Annotated in this window: 11 protein-coding genes; 5 read left to right on the forward strand and 6 right to left on the reverse strand. The window is 72.0% G+C overall.

Features of this window, described 5'->3' with window-relative positions:
- Positions 1-2: 2 nt before the first annotated feature.
- Together ACFOYX_RS03825 and ACFOYX_RS03830 are read right to left on the reverse strand one after the other, a co-directional pair.
- Complete coding sequence (locus ACFOYX_RS03825; protein WP_146231038.1) at positions 3-185, reverse strand: hypothetical protein; 183 nt, start codon at positions 183-185, stop codon at positions 3-5.
- A gap of 103 nt (positions 186-288) precedes the next feature.
- Positions 289-426 (reverse strand): hypothetical protein, encoded by a 138-nt coding sequence (locus ACFOYX_RS03830; protein WP_322439517.1) that lies wholly within the window; start codon positions 424-426, stop codon positions 289-291.
- Positions 427-658: 232 nt separating this feature from the next.
- On the opposite strand from ACFOYX_RS03830, the gene ACFOYX_RS03835 reads away from it, so the two are divergent.
- Genes ACFOYX_RS03835 through ACFOYX_RS03855 form a run of 5 tightly spaced genes read left to right on the forward strand, consistent with a single transcriptional unit; the run spans position 659 to position 4,362 of the window.
- Positions 659-1,174 carry a MarR family winged helix-turn-helix transcriptional regulator gene (locus ACFOYX_RS03835; protein ID WP_109801478.1) on the forward strand — a complete coding sequence of 172 codons (516 nt, stop codon included), beginning with the start codon at positions 659-661 and terminating at the stop codon, positions 1,172-1,174.
- Positions 1,171-1,827: an NAD(P)-binding domain-containing protein gene (locus tag ACFOYX_RS03840; RefSeq protein ID WP_322439518.1), complete on the forward strand. Its 657-nt coding sequence runs from the start codon at positions 1,171-1,173 to the stop codon at positions 1,825-1,827. Before ACFOYX_RS03835 ends, ACFOYX_RS03840 begins: the two co-directional genes overlap by 4 nt.
- A gap of 47 nt (positions 1,828-1,874) precedes the next feature.
- Entirely contained in the window at positions 1,875-2,963 is a 1,089-nt protein-coding gene (locus ACFOYX_RS03845) for an LLM class flavin-dependent oxidoreductase (RefSeq protein WP_322439519.1), read from the forward strand.
- Between the two features lie 12 nt (positions 2,964-2,975).
- Positions 2,976-3,767 (forward strand): aminoglycoside adenylyltransferase domain-containing protein, encoded by a 792-nt coding sequence (locus tag ACFOYX_RS03850; protein WP_322439520.1) that lies wholly within the window; start codon positions 2,976-2,978, stop codon positions 3,765-3,767.
- Between the two features lie 28 nt (positions 3,768-3,795).
- Positions 3,796-4,362, forward strand: coding sequence for a dihydrofolate reductase family protein (locus tag ACFOYX_RS03855; RefSeq protein WP_322439521.1), 567 nt, complete (start codon positions 3,796-3,798; stop codon positions 4,360-4,362).
- A gap of 218 nt (positions 4,363-4,580) precedes the next feature.
- Here the strand turns inward: ACFOYX_RS03855 and ACFOYX_RS03860 are convergent, their stop codons facing one another.
- Genes ACFOYX_RS03860 through ACFOYX_RS03875 form a run of 4 tightly spaced genes read right to left on the reverse strand, consistent with a single transcriptional unit; the run spans position 4,581 to position 14,504 of the window.
- Positions 4,581-10,208: a non-ribosomal peptide synthetase gene (locus ACFOYX_RS03860; RefSeq protein ID WP_322439522.1), complete on the reverse strand. Its 5,628-nt coding sequence runs from the start codon at positions 10,206-10,208 to the stop codon at positions 4,581-4,583.
- A complete protein-coding gene (locus tag ACFOYX_RS03865) occupies positions 10,205-13,345 on the reverse strand; it encodes an amino acid adenylation domain-containing protein (RefSeq protein ID WP_322439523.1) in 3,141 nt (1,046 codons plus the stop codon). Before ACFOYX_RS03865 ends, ACFOYX_RS03860 begins: the two co-directional genes overlap by 4 nt.
- Positions 13,342-13,530 (reverse strand): MbtH family NRPS accessory protein, encoded by a 189-nt coding sequence (locus ACFOYX_RS03870; RefSeq protein ID WP_322439524.1) that lies wholly within the window; start codon positions 13,528-13,530, stop codon positions 13,342-13,344. The genes ACFOYX_RS03865 and ACFOYX_RS03870 overlap by 4 nt, the downstream gene beginning before the upstream one ends.
- Complete coding sequence (locus ACFOYX_RS03875; RefSeq protein ID WP_322439525.1) at positions 13,530-14,504, reverse strand: TauD/TfdA family dioxygenase; 975 nt, start codon at positions 14,502-14,504, stop codon at positions 13,530-13,532. The genes ACFOYX_RS03870 and ACFOYX_RS03875 overlap by 1 nt, the downstream gene beginning before the upstream one ends.
- Positions 14,505-14,510: the final 6 nt, after the last annotated feature.

Consider the following 14,510-nt stretch of genomic DNA (forward strand, 5'->3'; position numbering starts at 1 on the left):
CGTCAACCCCGGCGCCGTGACCGGGCCACCAGGAAGCCGATGACCAGGCCCGCCGCCACGGTGGCCAGGGTCCGCCCGGAGACCGCCGAGCGGAGCTGGCTCAGTCCCTTCCGCGGATCGACGACCGTACCGGCCACGTTGCCCGCCGCGCCGACGAGCACGTCACCCAGTCGACCAGTGTTCATCGTCGTACCGCCCTCCGTGTCCCGGTGCCCGGTCGGCCGTACCCGTCCGCACCTGGTCCAAACGGCCCGCGGGACGGACGGCCGGGGTTCACTTCTCCTGCGGCTACCGCTGCTGGAGCTGCTCGCGCACCCGGGGCGCGACCTCGGTGCCGAACAGACGGAGGTTCTCCATGAGGACGGCGTGCGGCATCGGGCCCATGCCGTACTTCAAGTCGAAGCGGTTCGCGTCGAGGGTGGTCATGGTCCTGGCGATGCGTCGGGCGACCGTCTCGGACGAGCAAGACGTAGAGGGAGCCGTACTCGACCTCGTGTTCGAAGTAGTCACGGGTGGTCTCCGGGAAGCCGCGCTGCCGGCGGGCGTCGAGCGCGCGTACTGGTCATCGTCAGCTCCCCGAAGTGTGATTGACGCGTCAATGTTGATGCGTCAATCATATGCCTATACTTGACCAGTCAAGGAGATGAGGTGACAGCGAATGAGTGACGACGGCCACGCTGCGACTCCGGTCGCCGGGCGGCGGATGACGAGCAGCGAACTGACGGTCTGGCGGACGCTGATCGACACCACCGCCGAACTCCGGCGGATCCTGGGCGCGCAGCTGCTCCAGGATTCGGGCCTCTCACCGGCCGACTATCAGGTGCTCCTCGCGCTGAGCGAGGCGGCGGGCCGGCGGCTGCGATCGTCGGAGCTGGCCGCGATCATCGGCTGGGAACGGAGCCGGCTCTCCCATCACCTGAACCGGATGGAGCGGCGCGGCCTGATCGGCCGGAACCACTGCGCCACCGACAGCCGCGGTTCCGAGGTCTCGCTCACGGACGACGGCGCCCGGATGTTCTCCGGCGCGACCCTCCCCCACCTGAGGGCCATCAAGAGGCACTTCACCGACGCCCTGACGCCCGAGCAGGTCGAGGCGCTCGCCGACGTACTGCGGGCGCTGCAGAGCCATCTTCACCCGGAACCGACCACTCGTGTTGAGGAGAAACGGCCATGACGGCCAGCCTGCCGCCCACGCCACAGCCGCCGCGGATCGCCGTGCTCGGCGCGGGCCACACCGGTCCGGTGATCGCCCGCGTCGCGCTCGCCGCGGGCCACCCCGTCACGATCGCGGCCTCCGGCGACCCCGAGAAGATCGCCCTCATCACCCAGGTACTGGCACCGGGGGCCGAGCCGCGATGGCCGGCGGATGCCGTCGAGGACGCCGATGTCGTGGTGCTGGCCATCCCGCTGCACAGGTTCGCGGCCTTCGACCCCGCCCTGGTGGCCGGCAAGCTCGTCGTCGACACGATGAACTACTGGCCGCCCGTCGACGGCGTTCAGGAGATGTTCGACGACCCCCGGTACGGCAGCAGCGAGATCGTCCAGCGCCGGCTCGCCCGGTCGACGGTCGTCAAGACCCTCAACCACATCGGCTACCACGAACTTGAGGACGACCGCCGCCCGGCGGGCTCGCCGGAGCGCCGCGCGCTCGGCGTCGCCGGCGACGACCCGGGCGCGGTGAAGACCGTGGCGGAAGTCATCGAGGGCATCGGCTACGACGTCGTCCCGCTGGACAGCCTGCGGGCCGGACGCCTCCTCCAACCGGGCGGCCCGGTCTTCGGTGTGTCGCTGCGCCGGGCCGACTTCGAGCAGGCGCTGGCCGCCTGAGCCACACAACCGAACCCCATTCCGCAATCAGCACAGAAGGGCTCACCATGACCACCGCACCCTCGGACGCCGTACGGGCGGACGCCGCCGAACCCACGACGTTCCCACTCGTGCTCGGCCTGGACACCTTCGGCGACGTCACGCATGACGACCACGACCGCCCCCTGTCCCACGCCCGGACGATCCGCAACCTCGTCGAGCAGGGCGTCCTCGCGGACCAGGTCGGGGTGGACTTCTTCGGGATCGGTGAACACCACACCGACGACTTTCCGCTCTCGGCCGCCGACGTGGTACTCGGCGCCATCGCCGCGCGGACCACCCGGATCCGCCTCGGGTCGGCGGTCACGGTGCTGAGCTCCGACGATCCCGTCCGGGTGTTCCAGCGCTACTCCACCCTCGACGCGATCTCCGGCGGTCGGGCGGAGGTCATCCTCGGCCGGGGATCCAGCATCGACTCGTTCCCGCTCTTCGGCTACGACCTGTCCGACTACGAGCAGCTCTTCGAAGAGAAGGCGCAGCTCTTCGCCGAGCTGCTCAAGGGCGGGCCGGTCACCTGGGAAGGAACGATGCGCGCCCCGCTGCACAACCAGGACGTCGTGCCGCACACCGAGTCCGGACCCTTCCCGGCGTGGATCGGCGTCGGCGGCAACCCCCAGTCGGTCATCCGCGCCGCCCGGTACGGATACTCGCTGATGCTCGCCATCATCGGTGGGTCCCCGGCGCGCTTCGCCCCGTTCTCCCAGCTCTTCCAGCAGGCCCTGAAGCAGCTCGGAGAGGCCCCGCGACCGGTCGGAGTGCACTCGCCCGGGCACGTCGCCGCCACCGACGAGCAGGCCCGCGCGGAGTTCTGGCCGCGCTACCAGGAGGTCATCCGCCGCGTCGCCAGGACGCGCGGATTCGCCGTGCCGACCAAGGAATCCTTCCTGCACGAGATCGGGCCACACGGGTCGCTCTACGTCGGATCGCCGGAGACCGTCGCCCGGAAGATCGCGGCGAACCTCACCGTCCTCGGCGCTAACCGCTTCGAGCTGAAGTACGGCATGGGCGGCCTCTCACACGAGGCACTCATGACCGCCATCGAGCTCTACGGCACCCAGGTCATCCCGCGCGTCCGGGAGATGACCGGGGCCCGCTGATACGGTGCGCGCATGATCCGGAAGTTGACGGACGCGTACCTCCGGGCGGTGGACGAGGCGCTGCCGGGCTTCGTCGAGCGGCTCTACGTCGTCGGCTCGGCGGCACTCGGAGCCCGGGTGCCCGACGCCAGCGACGTCGACACGGTCATCGTGACGTCGCGCGTCGCAAGCCCAGGTGACCTGGCTGCGCTGGCGAAGGTTCACGAGGGCATGCCGGCCAGGCCGCACCTGGACGGCGTGTACCTCGATCGGGCGACGTTCGACGAGTTCCCCGTCGATCGTCGGGTGGTGCCGTTCGTGGTCGACGGCGAGTTCCGGATTGACAAGCCGTGCGGGGAGTTGACTCCCGTGCTCTGGCTGACCCTGCGGCGCTACGGAATCCGGGTTCGCGGGGTGGAGGTCGACGAACTCGGCATACCCGTCGACTCAGCGGCGCTGCGCCGGTACAACCTCGAGAACCTTCGTGACTACTGGCGGCCACTGGCGACCGGCGTCGTTCAGGCCGTTGCCCAACTGCCCGCCGACACCCCGGTGGACGCATCCGGCGTCGCGTGGTGCGTCCTCGGTCCGGCGCGGCTGCACTACACGCTCGCCCACGAAGACATCACCTCGAAGGCCGGCGCCGCGACGTACCTCGCCGAGACCTTCCCCGACTGGGAAGCCCTGGCCCACCGGGCCGTCCGGTGGCGCGCCGGTCACGAGGAATCGTTCACCGCGGCGGACCTGCGGGCGGTCGCCCGCGGCGTCGATGCCGTCGTCGACGACGCGTGGAAGCGCTGGGGCGACCAGATCGCCCAGGCCTGAAGTCGTACGGGCGTGGCATGGTGAGCCGGTGACGAAGACCCAGTACTACACGGCGACCAGCGCCGACGGCTTCATCGCCGACGAGGCCAACTCGCTGGACTGGCTGTTCGAGGTCGAACGCACCGGCCCTGACCGGTTCGCCGAGTTCTTCGCCGGGGTGGGTGCCATGTGCATGGGCGCGACCACCTACGAGTGGGTGCTCGGCCACGACCGGCTGCTGGAGCAGCCCCAGAAGTGGCAGGACTACTACGGGGACACGCCCTGCTGGGTGTTCACCCATCGTGAGCTGCCCGCGATACCGGGTGCGAACCTGACGTTCGTCTCCGGCGACGTGGGCCCGGTCCATGTCGCGATGGTCGAGGCCGCACAGGAGGCCAACGTGTGGCTGGTCGGCGGGGGTGAGCTGGTGGGAGCCTTCGCCGACCACGGGCTGCTCGACGAGATCATCATTGGCGTCACGCCCGTCTTCCTCGGCGGAGGCGCGCCGCTGCTGCCCCGCCGGCTCCTGTCCTCCCAGGTGCGACTGACCCGGATGGTGCAGGACGGCCAGATCGCCGAACTGACCTACGATCTGCGCCGCGAGCCGCCGCACTGACGGGATCGCGGCTTCAGCTCGCGCGGGCGCGGTGGGCCCATGGATCGGAGGGTCAGCTCACGCAGAACACGTTGCCCTCCGGGTCGCGCATGACGACGTAGTAGAAGGGGTCCGCCGGATCGTCGCCCTCGCGTCCGGCACTCCACGCCGGCGCTCAGCCCGACCGCTCGGGGGTGCCCTGGAAGCGCTGCGTGACCTCCTGCGGATACTCAGCCAACTCAACCTCCGGTGGCCACGACGGCCGGCTCTCGGTCCTCCACCTTCGCCGCGGCCAGCCGCCGCGCCCGCTCCTGGGCGCCGATCAGGTCGTCGGGCAGCGAGTCGGGCACCTCGGTGTCGAACCGGCGCAACGCCCTGATCAGGAAACCACCGGCGGTGACCAGCGCGAGCATGAACCCGAACACCAGGTACGCGAACCCGATTCCACGTCCCGGGCCGACCCCGATGACCGCGCCGACCGAGCCGGCGAGCGCTCCGCCGGGGGCGAGCATCGGCTCGAACAGCGCGGTCCCCAACGGGGCGAGGAGCGCGAACCCGATCGGCAGGGTGGACCAGGAGATGGTCTGGTTCAGCGCGAACACCCGTCCGTGATAGCGCTGCGGCACCTTGACCTGCACGATCGTGGCATAGATGTCCTGCGCCGTGGCCATCGCCGCGGTCATCAGGAACAGTCCGACCGTCACCACGACGATCGAGGGGCGGACCCCCACCAGCGCACAGCCCGCGGCGGTGCCGAAGTTGCCGATCAGCACCCCGATCATCCGGTGCTGCCGTGGGCCACCCCAGACGGCCATCAACGTGCCGCCCGCGATCGCGCCGAGCGCCTCCGCGACGGCGACCTGGGCCACCTGGGCCACCGTCCCGAAGGAAAGCACGAGTGGGGTGGTCAGCACCAGCGCCGGAGCGAGGAACACGTTCCCGAGCGCGAAGTAGCCCAGCATCAGTCGGAATCCGCGGTGGTTCCACGAGTAGCGCAGCCCGTTGACGATGGCCACCGGCAGCGGCTCCCTGGGCCGCCAGCCCAGCGAGTCGGGGAAGCGGATGCACAGCAGGGTCAGCACCGCGAACAGATAACTCGCCACGTCGATCAGCAGGATGCCCTTGAGTTCGATCGCGGCGAGCAGACCGGCCGCGATCACCGGCATCAGCAGCAGCGCGAACCCGTTGGTCAGCTGGGTGATGCCCATCGCGTGGCCGAGATAGCGCTTCGGCACCAGCTGGGGCACCGCCGACTGCAACGCGATCCGCTGGAACGAGGCGGCCACCTGACTCAGCGACACCAGCGCGTAGATCTCCCACAGCGCGAGATGTCCGGACCAGAGCAGCCCGGCCAGGATCAGCTGCAAGGCACCCGAGACGCAGCTCGCGACCAGCATGATCCGCCGCCGGTCGACCCGGTCGACCAGCGCGCCGGCGACCGGCAGGGTGAGCACCCCGCAGAGCAACGCCAGCGCCCAGAGGAAGCCGAGGTCGGTGACGGAGCCGGTCCGGGTGTAGAGCCAGATCGGCAGCGCGAAGCTGGTCAACGCCGAACCGGTGGTGGAGACGAGCTGACCGAGCGAGACGGCCAGGAACCGGCCCATGCTCGGCTTGACGGTCTTCGTGGCCTGGTCGGCGTCCAGGTGCTGCCAGTCGCGCAGCGCCCAGGCCGCGTCCGCCCCGCGCGCCTCGGGTTCCAGCGCGGTCGTGTCGCCGGCGGCCAGCGCCGGATGCGTCGCGGTGACGATCTCGGCGAGTTCGTCGGCCCGGTGCTTGAGGAAGAAGTGCCCGGCCTCGTCCAGCACCACCAGGCCGAGGGTGTCGCTGAGGAACTGCCACTCCGCGTACCGCTCGGCGTAGTACTCGGTGACCGGGTCCGCCGAGCCGACCACCGAGACGATCGGCGCCCGGAGCTTCTCCACCCGCCGGTCGAGCAGCCCGGTGAAGTACTCCTCGGAGGCCCGCGAGTCGGCCCGCATGTTGCTGATGATCCGGTCGGCCTGCTCGGGGTCGAGTTCGTCGGTGTCGACCCCCATGCCCTTCAGCCAGCTCGCGTAGTGCTTGTTGCTCCGCAACGCCTCCAGCCGGATACGCATCGCCGAGAAGGCGCCCTTGGGGCGGGCGAACGGGAACATCGCGCCGATGTACACCGCCTCCAGGTCCCGCCCGGCCGCCTCGATCTTGCGGGCCACCTCGGCCACGATCGCGCTGCCGACGCCGCAGTGCCCGTACAGCACGAGCGGGCCGGAGATCCGTTCCAGCACCTCGGCCGCGACCCGACCGGTCAGCTCGTCCAGGGGCACCGCGTCCTCTTCGAGGCCGACGTCGTGCCCCGGAATCGCCACCGAGTACAGCGCGACGCCGTCGGGGAGCGCGTCGGCCAGCGGTTGATAGACGATGGCGCTGCCGCCGCCGTACGGCACGCATACGTAGGTCAGCGTCCGCCGGTCCGCCGGGATTGGCCTGGTCAGCTCGTAGAGCAGCCGGCGCGGCCCGTCGTGCTGCGCCGGTCCGTCGATGAACCCGGCGAGATCGCGGATCGTCCGGTTCTGGAACAGGTCCATCACGCCGACCGGGCGGCCGGCCAGCTCGGCCTTGCGGATCCGCGCGACGACCTGAGTGGCCAGCATCGAGTGCCCGCCCAGGTCGAAGAAGTCGTCGTCGATGCCGAGCGTCGGCACGCCGAGCACCTCCGACCAGATCCGGGCCAGCGTCCGTTCGGTCGGGTTACGGGGTTCGACGAGTTCCGCGGCCGACTCACGGGACGCCACCGGGGAGGGCAACGCCCTGCGGTCGAGCTTGCCGTTCGTGGTCAGCGGCAACGCGTCCAGCGACACGAACGCCGCCGGCACCATGTACTCCGGCAGCCGCTGCTTCAGCGCCGCCTTCAGCTCGGCGGCCGACGCCGGGCCGACCAGGTAGGCGGCCAGCCGCTTGTCGCCCGGGGTGTCCTCGCGGACCACGACCGCGGCCTCGACCACGCCGTCCTGCTCGCGCAGCGCGCTCTCGATCTCGCCGAGCTCGATCCGCAGGCCGCGCAGCTTGACCTGGTGGTCGATCCGGCCGAGGAATTCGATCACCCCGGCCGTCGGGGGAGCCATCCCGCCCGCCCCCGCCGGTGCGGCCTCGGACGCCCCGGGGGGCCGCCGCGAGCCGTGGGGCGGCCGCCAGCGGACCAGGTCGCCGGTCCGGTACAGCCGGGCTCCCGGGGTCGGGCCGAACGGGTCCGGGACGAACCGCTCGGCGGTCAACGCGGGCCGGCGATGATAGCCGCGGGCCAGGCCGACGCCGCCGATGTACAGCTCACCGTTCACCCCGGGGGGCACCGGGTTGAGCCGTTCGTCGAGCACGTACAGGCGCAGGTTGGCGATCGGGCCACCGATCGGCACACTGGTCAGCCCCGCCAGCTCCGCCGGCCGGCAGGGCCACCAGCTGACGTCGATCGCCGCCTCGGTCGGCCCGTACAGGTTGTGCAGTTCGCAGTCCGGAAGCCGACCGGAGAACTCGACGGCCGACGCCAGCGGCAGTTCCTCGCCGCTGCAGATCACCCGGCGCAGGCCGGCACACGCCTCGACGCCCTCCTCGGCGAGGAAGGCAGTCAGCATCGACGGCACGAAGTGGGCGGTGCTCACCCGCTCGGCGATCAGCAGATCGCGCAGGTAGGCGGCGTCCTTGTGCCCGCCGGGCCTGGCCAACACCAGCCGGGCACCGGTCTGCAACGGCCAGAAGAACTCCCACACCGACACGTCGAAGCTGGCCGGTGTCTTCTGCAGCACCGCGTCGTCCGCGCCGAGCCGGTACGTCCGCTGCATCCAGTCCAGCCGGTTCACGATGCCCCGGTGGGTGTTGGCGACCCCCTTCGGCCGCCCGGTGGAGCCGGAGGTGTAGATCACGTAGGCGACGTTGCCGGCGGTGGCGGTGGGCGACGGGTCGTCCCCGGACTCACCGCGCCACTCGGACTCGTCGTCGAGCGCCAGTACCGTCGCGCCGGTGTCCGGCAGCACCCCCCGCAGCCGGTCCTGCAGCAGCACCACCGGGGCGGCGGCGTCGGCGACCATGAACGCCAGCCGGTCGGCCGGGTACTCGGGGTCCAGCGGCAGATAGGCGGCGCCGGCCTTGAGCACCCCGAGCAGCCCCGCGACCAGCTCGACCGACCGCTCCGCGCACACCCCGACCAGGGTTTCCGGGCCCACCCCGGCGCGTCGCAGCCGGTGTGCGATCCGGTTGGCCACCGCGTTCAGCTCGGCGTAGGACACCGAGCGCCCCTCGAACCGGACCGCGACGGCGTCCGGCGTCCGGGCCACCTGCTCCTCGACGAGGCCGTGCAGCGTCGCGTGCTCGGGGAACGGGGTGGCGGTGGCGTTCCAGGCGTCGACCACCAGCGCGCGCTCGCCGTCGGCCAGCACCTCCAGCCCGGACACCGGCGACTCCGGCGCGACGACGACGGACCGCAGCAGCGCGCCGAACCGGTCCGCCATCCGCTCCACGGTGGACCGGTGGAGCAGGTCGGTGTTGAAGACCAACTTGCCCAGCAGGCCGCTGCCGACCTCGACCAGGTGCAGTTCGATGTCGAACCGGGTGGCCCGCAGCTCCATCGGGGTCCAGTCGAACTCCACGTCGGCCCGGCCGGAGGCCGCCGCGAACCGCCCCATCTCGTAGTTCTGCAGGACGAGCATCGCCTGGAACACCGGCGAGCGGCTGACGTCGCGCGGCACACCCAGCTCCTGCACCACCCGGGCGAACGGCACGTCGGCGTGCTCGAAGGCGTCCAGCACCGCCGGGCGGGTGCGACCGAGCAGTTCGGTGAAGGTCGGGTCGCCGGCCAGCTCGGCCCGCATCGGCAGCATGTTGATGAACATGCCCACCACGTTCTCCAGCTCCGGGGCGGAGCGGCCGGCGACCGAGACGCCGACCGCGAAGTCGTCCTGACCGCAGTGCCGAGCCAGCAGGACCTGGTACGCGGCCAGCAGCGCCATGAACAGCGTGCCGCCGGCCTCCCGGGCCAGGGTGGCCAACCCGTCGACCACCTCCCGGTTCACCCGGAACTCCACGAAGTCGCCGTGGTAGGTCTGGGTGGCCGGGCGGGGAGCGTCGAGCGGCAACTCCAGCGGCGGCACCCCGGCCAGCCGCGCGGTCCAGTAGTCGAGGTGGCGCCGCACCTGCGGGCCGGCCAACGTCCGGGCCTCCCAGTGCGCGAAGTCGCCGTACTGGATCGGCAGCTCGGGCAGCTGCTCCGACTGCTGGTACAGGGCGATCAGGTCACGCAGCAGCACGTCGACCGACCAGCCGTCGGAGGTGATGTGGTGCTGGGTCAGCAGCAGCACGTGGTCGTCGACGACGTTCATCCGGTCCGGAGTGCCGTCTTGCGGCGCGGAGGCCGGCTTATCGTCGCAGGCCACCCGGACCAGCAGGGCCCGCAGCAGCGGGCCGGCGGCCAGGTCGAACGGTTCCACCGCGGCCCGGTCGACCAGGGCCTGCGCGGCGCTCTCGTCGGCCGCCTCGACGATCCGCAGCGGCACCTCGACAGCGTCCTCGACGAGCGCCAGCGGACGCCCGTCGGCGTCCCCCGGAAACCGGGTCCGCAGCGACTCGTGCCGCCGGGTGAGCCCGTCCAGCGCCGCGCGCAGCCGATCCACGTCGAGCGGGCCGCGCACCCGCAGCGGCACTGCCATCAGGTACGCCGCCTGACCCGGAGCGATCTGCTCCATGAACCACACCCGCTCCTGGGCGAACGACAGCGGCGGGTCGGTGCCGTCGGGCCGGCGGGGAATCCCGGCGGTGGGTGCGGCCGCGCGGCGCCGCAGGCGCCGGGCGATCAGCGCGTCGCGACCGGCGTCGCGGTCAGCCGCCTCGGTCCGGGCGGTCATCGGGTCGTTCCCTCCTCGGCCGAGAGCAGCGCGGCCACCTCGGCGTCGGAGAGGTCGTCCACCTCGGCGGCGATCAGCTGTTCGAGCTGGGCCGCCAGGTCGGCGACGACCGGGTGGCTGAACAACGCCCGCATCGGCACGTCGAGGTCGACCTCGGACCGGATCCGGGCCATCGCCCGCATCCCACGCAGCGAGTTGCCGCCCAGGGCGAAGAAGTCGTCCCGCGCGCCGACCTTCTCCACCTGCAGGATCTCGGCGAAGACCTCGGCCACCAGCGCCTCGGCGTCGGTCCGCGGCGCGACGTAGGCCTGGCTGACCTGCTCGGGCGCCGGCAGCCGGTCCCGATCCAGCTTGCCGTTCGCGGTCAGCGGCAGGTCGTCCAGCGCGACGATGGCGGCCGGCACCAGATGGGCGGGCAGCGTCCGGGCCAGCTCCGCGGCGAGGACGTCCCGCTCGGCCGGACCGACGACGTAGCCCACCAGGTACGGCTCGCCCTGGTCGTCCTCGCGGACCACGACCGCCGCACGGTGCACGTCCGGCCGGGCCAGCAGGGCCGACTCGATCTCCCCGAGTTCGATCCGGTGGCCGCGCACCTTGACCTGATGGTCGGTCCGGCCGAGGTACTCGATGGTCCCGTCCGCCCGCCACCGGGCCCGGTCGCCGGTGGCGTACATCCGCTGGCCCGGCGCGCCGAACGGGCAGGGCAGGAAGCGCTCCGCGGTGAGCGCCGGCCGGCGCAGGTAGCCGCGGGCCACCTGATCGCCCGCGACGAACAACTCCCCGGCCACGCCGACCGGCACCGGCCGCAGCGCCGGGTCGAGCAGGTACACCTCGACGTTCCAGATCGGCCGGCCGATGGCGACCGGGCCGGGAGGCAGCGACTCGCCGGGCTCGATCCGGGCCGCGACGCAGCCCACCGTGGCCTCGGTCGGCCCGTACTCGTTGATCACCGTGACTTCGGGGTGTGCGGCGCGCCAGGCCGCGAGCGGCTCGCCGGCCAGCGCCTCACCGCCGAGCACCAGGTCCGCGGTGGGCGACAGCTCGCCGTCCAGCAGCGGCAGGTGGCTCGGCGTCGCCTTCAGGAACGTGGGCCGGCCGCCGGCCCGGGCCGCGGGCGCGTCGATCGCGGCCAGCCGGATGGCGCCACCGGCGGTGAGCGGGCCGAGCAGCCCGGTCACGCTGAGGTCGAAGGAGATCGGCGAGTGCAGCAGCGCGGTGCCGGCCAGTCCCGGGTAGCTGTGCCGGGCCCAGGCGAGGTAGGCGTTGACCGACCGGTGTTCGACCACCACGCCCTTCGGGCGGCCGGTCGACCCGGAGGTGTAGAGCACGTACGCCGGGTGTCCCGGCCGCAGGGGGGCGACCCGGTCCGCGTCGGTCACCGGCACGCGGTCGGCGTCGGTCAACGGCGCGTCGACGTCGGCGGCCACGGCCAGGACCGGCACCTCGCCGGGCACCAGCGCCGCGGTGTCCGCCGTGGTCAGCACCAGCGCGGGCGCCGCGTCGTCGAGCAGCCAGGCGATCCGCTCGGCCGGGTAGCCGGTGTCGATCGGCAGGTACGCCGCACCGGACTTGAGCACGGCCAGCACCGCGACCACCAGCTCCGGCGAGCGCGGCAGCGCCAACGCCACCAGCGACTCCGGGCCGACACCACGGGCGATCAGCGTCCGGGCGAGCGGGTTCGCCCGCGCGTCGAGCTCCGCGTACGTCATGGTGGCGCCGTCGCAGATCAGCGCGGTCGCCTCCGGCGTACGACCGACCTGCTCCTCGACCAGTGCCGGAACGGTGCCCTCGGCGATGCGGCGCGTGGTGTCGTTCCACTCCCCCACCACCAGCGCCCGCTCGACGTCGGTCAGCAGCGGCAGCGCGGAGACCCGCAGCCCCGGGTCGGCGACCGCGGCCTGGAGCAGCCGGACGTACCGGTCGACGATCGCCTCGGCGGTGGACCGGTCGAACAGCGCCGTCCGGTAGAGCAGCCGGCTGGTACCGCTGGCCAGATCGAAGGCGAGGTCGTCCTTGGTGGTGCCCAGCGGCACCGGGTCGAAGCCGGTGTCGGGCACGTAGTTGATCGCCGCCTGGAAGATCGGCTGCACCGCGGGGTCCCGCTGCGGCGCGACCGCCTCGACGACCATCTGGAACGGGGTCTGGCCGTGCTCCATCGCGTCCATCAGGGCGTCCCGGACCCGGCCGAGCAGCTCGGTGAAGGTGGGATCGCCGTCGAGGTCGCAGCGCAGCGCGATCGGGTTGACGAACATCCCGATCAGCGGGGCCAGCTCGGGCAGGTCCCGCCCGGTGGTGGAGACTCCGACCACCACGTCCGGGCTGCCGGACAGCCGGGACAGCAGGGCGGAGAACGCGGTCAGCAGCACCATGAACGGGGTGGCCGACGCCCCCCGGCCGAGCGCCGAGACCCGGTCGAGCAGCCCGTCCGGGAGGGTGAAGCGGACCTCGTCCCCGGCGAAGCCGAGTTCGGCCGGTCGGGGGCGGTCCAGCGGCAGGTCGATCACCGGCGGGGCGTCGGCGAGCCGGTCCCGCCAGAACGCGAGCCGGGTCTCCAGCCCGACACCGGCCAACTGCTCGCGCTGCCACGCCGCGTAGTCGGCGTACTGGATGGGCAGTTCGGGCAGCACGGCCGCCGTACCGGCCACCGCGGCCCGGGACAGGGCGTCCATCTCGCCCCGGAAGACGGCCACCGAGTGCGCGTCGAACACGGCGTGGTGCAGCACCAGCAGCAACCGCCAGGCGGTGTCACCCAGCCGCACCAGTCGGGCTCGCCAGAGCGGCGGCCGGTCCAGCGGGATCGCGGTCCGGGCCAGTTCCTCGGCGATCTCGGCGGCCCGGCCGGCCCGCTCGTCGTCGGGCAGCTCGCGCAGGTCGTCGACCGGCAGCTCGATCGGCTCGACCGCGCGCACCGCTTGGAGCAGGGCGCCGTCGTCGAGGCGCAGGTGGCTACGCAGCGTCTCGTGCCGGGCGACTACCTCGGCGAACACCGCGGTGACCTGCTCCCGGGTCAGGCCGGCGGGGAACGTCCACGGGCTGGACACGTTGTGGACCGGTGATCCGACGTCGTGCTGGTTGGCGAACCAGACCCGCTCCTGGGCGTACGAGGCGGGGAAGGTCCACTCACGGGCCTCCGTCATCGCGTCGACTCACGCAGCGAGCGCGGGCGCATGTCCGTCCACACCTCGTCCACGTGCGCGAGGCAGTCGGCCTTGGAGCCGGTGAACCCGGCGTCCTGCCAGCCGGCCGGGATCTCCCGGTCGGCCGACCAGATCGAGTACTGCTCCTCGTCGTTGCGCACCACGACGAAACGGTCTTCGGCCATCACTGCTCCTGCTGCTCGATCGAATTCTGCTGGCTGGTCGGGCTGTACGGCTCGGCCATCGCGACCGCGATCTGGCGGGGCCCGGTGAACGGCTCCCGGCCGTGCGCCGCGGTCATGTTGTCCACCACCAGGACGTCGTCCGCCCGGTAGTCGAAGCGCACTGTCGCCGCCCGGTAGGCGGCCCGGAGGTGGTCCATCACGTCGTCGGGAATCGCCTCGCCGTCGCCGTAGTAGGTGTTGGTCGGCAGGCCGTCCTCGCCGAACATCGCCAACAGGCCCTCCTGGAGGTCCTTCGCCAGCGTTGACACGTGGAAGAACGTCGCGTGGTTGAACCACCTCGGCAGGTCGCTGCCGGGCCGGTGGTGGACGGCGTCGCGGACCGACCGGGTACGCAGCCCGTCCCGACCGAGCCACTCCACCTCGATCCCGTTCGCCGCGCAGTAGCCCGCCACCTCGTCCCGGTCGTCGGTGTTGAACACCTGCCGCCAAGGGGTGCCGAAGTCGCCGTGGAAGTTGCGGACCAGCATCCAGCGGCGCCGTTCGAACTCCTCGCGGACCGCCGGGTCGATTTCCCGGTACACCCGGCGGACGTCGGCCAGCGGCGTCGCGCCCAGCGAGGTCGGCGGCTGGATGCAGTAGAAGAAGAGGGTCAGCGGCCAGCTCGCCTGGTACGAGTTCTCGTTGTGCAGGAAGATCTCCTCGTCCGCCGGATAGTCGGTCGACGTGTAGACCTGCCCTTTGATGGTGCTGCGGGGCGACGAACGCTCGGTGTAGGTGAGCGGGCTGCCCGCCAGCGCCCGCACCACCCGGTCGAACCCGTCGACGCCGCCGACGTCGAAGCCGCGCAGCAGCACCCCGCCGTGTTCGACCAGGGCCGCACGGATCTCCGCGCGTCGGGCCTCGACCAGCTCCACGATGGGTGTGCCGTCGCTCTCGATCGTCAACGGCAGCCCGGCTGCGGCCGATTCGGTCACCTGGTC

The organism is Micromonospora sp. GCM10011541, from assembly GCF_042650725.1.
Classification (GTDB): domain Bacteria; phylum Actinomycetota; class Actinomycetes; order Mycobacteriales; family Micromonosporaceae; genus Micromonospora; species Micromonospora sicca.

Coding starts and splice junctions, on each gene's coding strand:
- ACFOYX_RS03835 (WP_109801478.1), top strand. CDS start 659: ATGAGTGACGACGGCCACGCTGCGACTCCGGTCGCCGGGCGGCGGATG.
- ACFOYX_RS03840 (WP_322439518.1), top strand. CDS start 1,171: ATGACGGCCAGCCTGCCGCCCACGCCACAGCCGCCGCGGATCGCCGTG.
- ACFOYX_RS03870 (WP_322439524.1), bottom strand. CDS start 13,530: ATGGCCGAAGACCGTTTCGTCGTGGTGCGCAACGACGAGGAGCAGTAC.
- ACFOYX_RS03860 (WP_322439522.1), bottom strand. CDS start 10,208: ATGACCGCCCGGACCGAGGCGGCTGACCGCGACGCCGGTCGCGACGCG.
- ACFOYX_RS03845 (WP_322439519.1), top strand. CDS start 1,875: ATGACCACCGCACCCTCGGACGCCGTACGGGCGGACGCCGCCGAACCC.
- ACFOYX_RS03825 (WP_146231038.1), bottom strand. CDS start 185: ATGAACACTGGTCGACTGGGTGACGTGCTCGTCGGCGCGGCGGGCAAC.
- ACFOYX_RS03850 (WP_322439520.1), top strand. CDS start 2,976: ATGATCCGGAAGTTGACGGACGCGTACCTCCGGGCGGTGGACGAGGCG.
- ACFOYX_RS03865 (WP_322439523.1), bottom strand. CDS start 13,345: ATGACGGAGGCCCGTGAGTGGACCTTCCCCGCCTCGTACGCCCAGGAG.
- ACFOYX_RS03830 (WP_322439517.1), bottom strand. CDS start 426: ATGACCACCCTCGACGCGAACCGCTTCGACTTGAAGTACGGCATGGGC.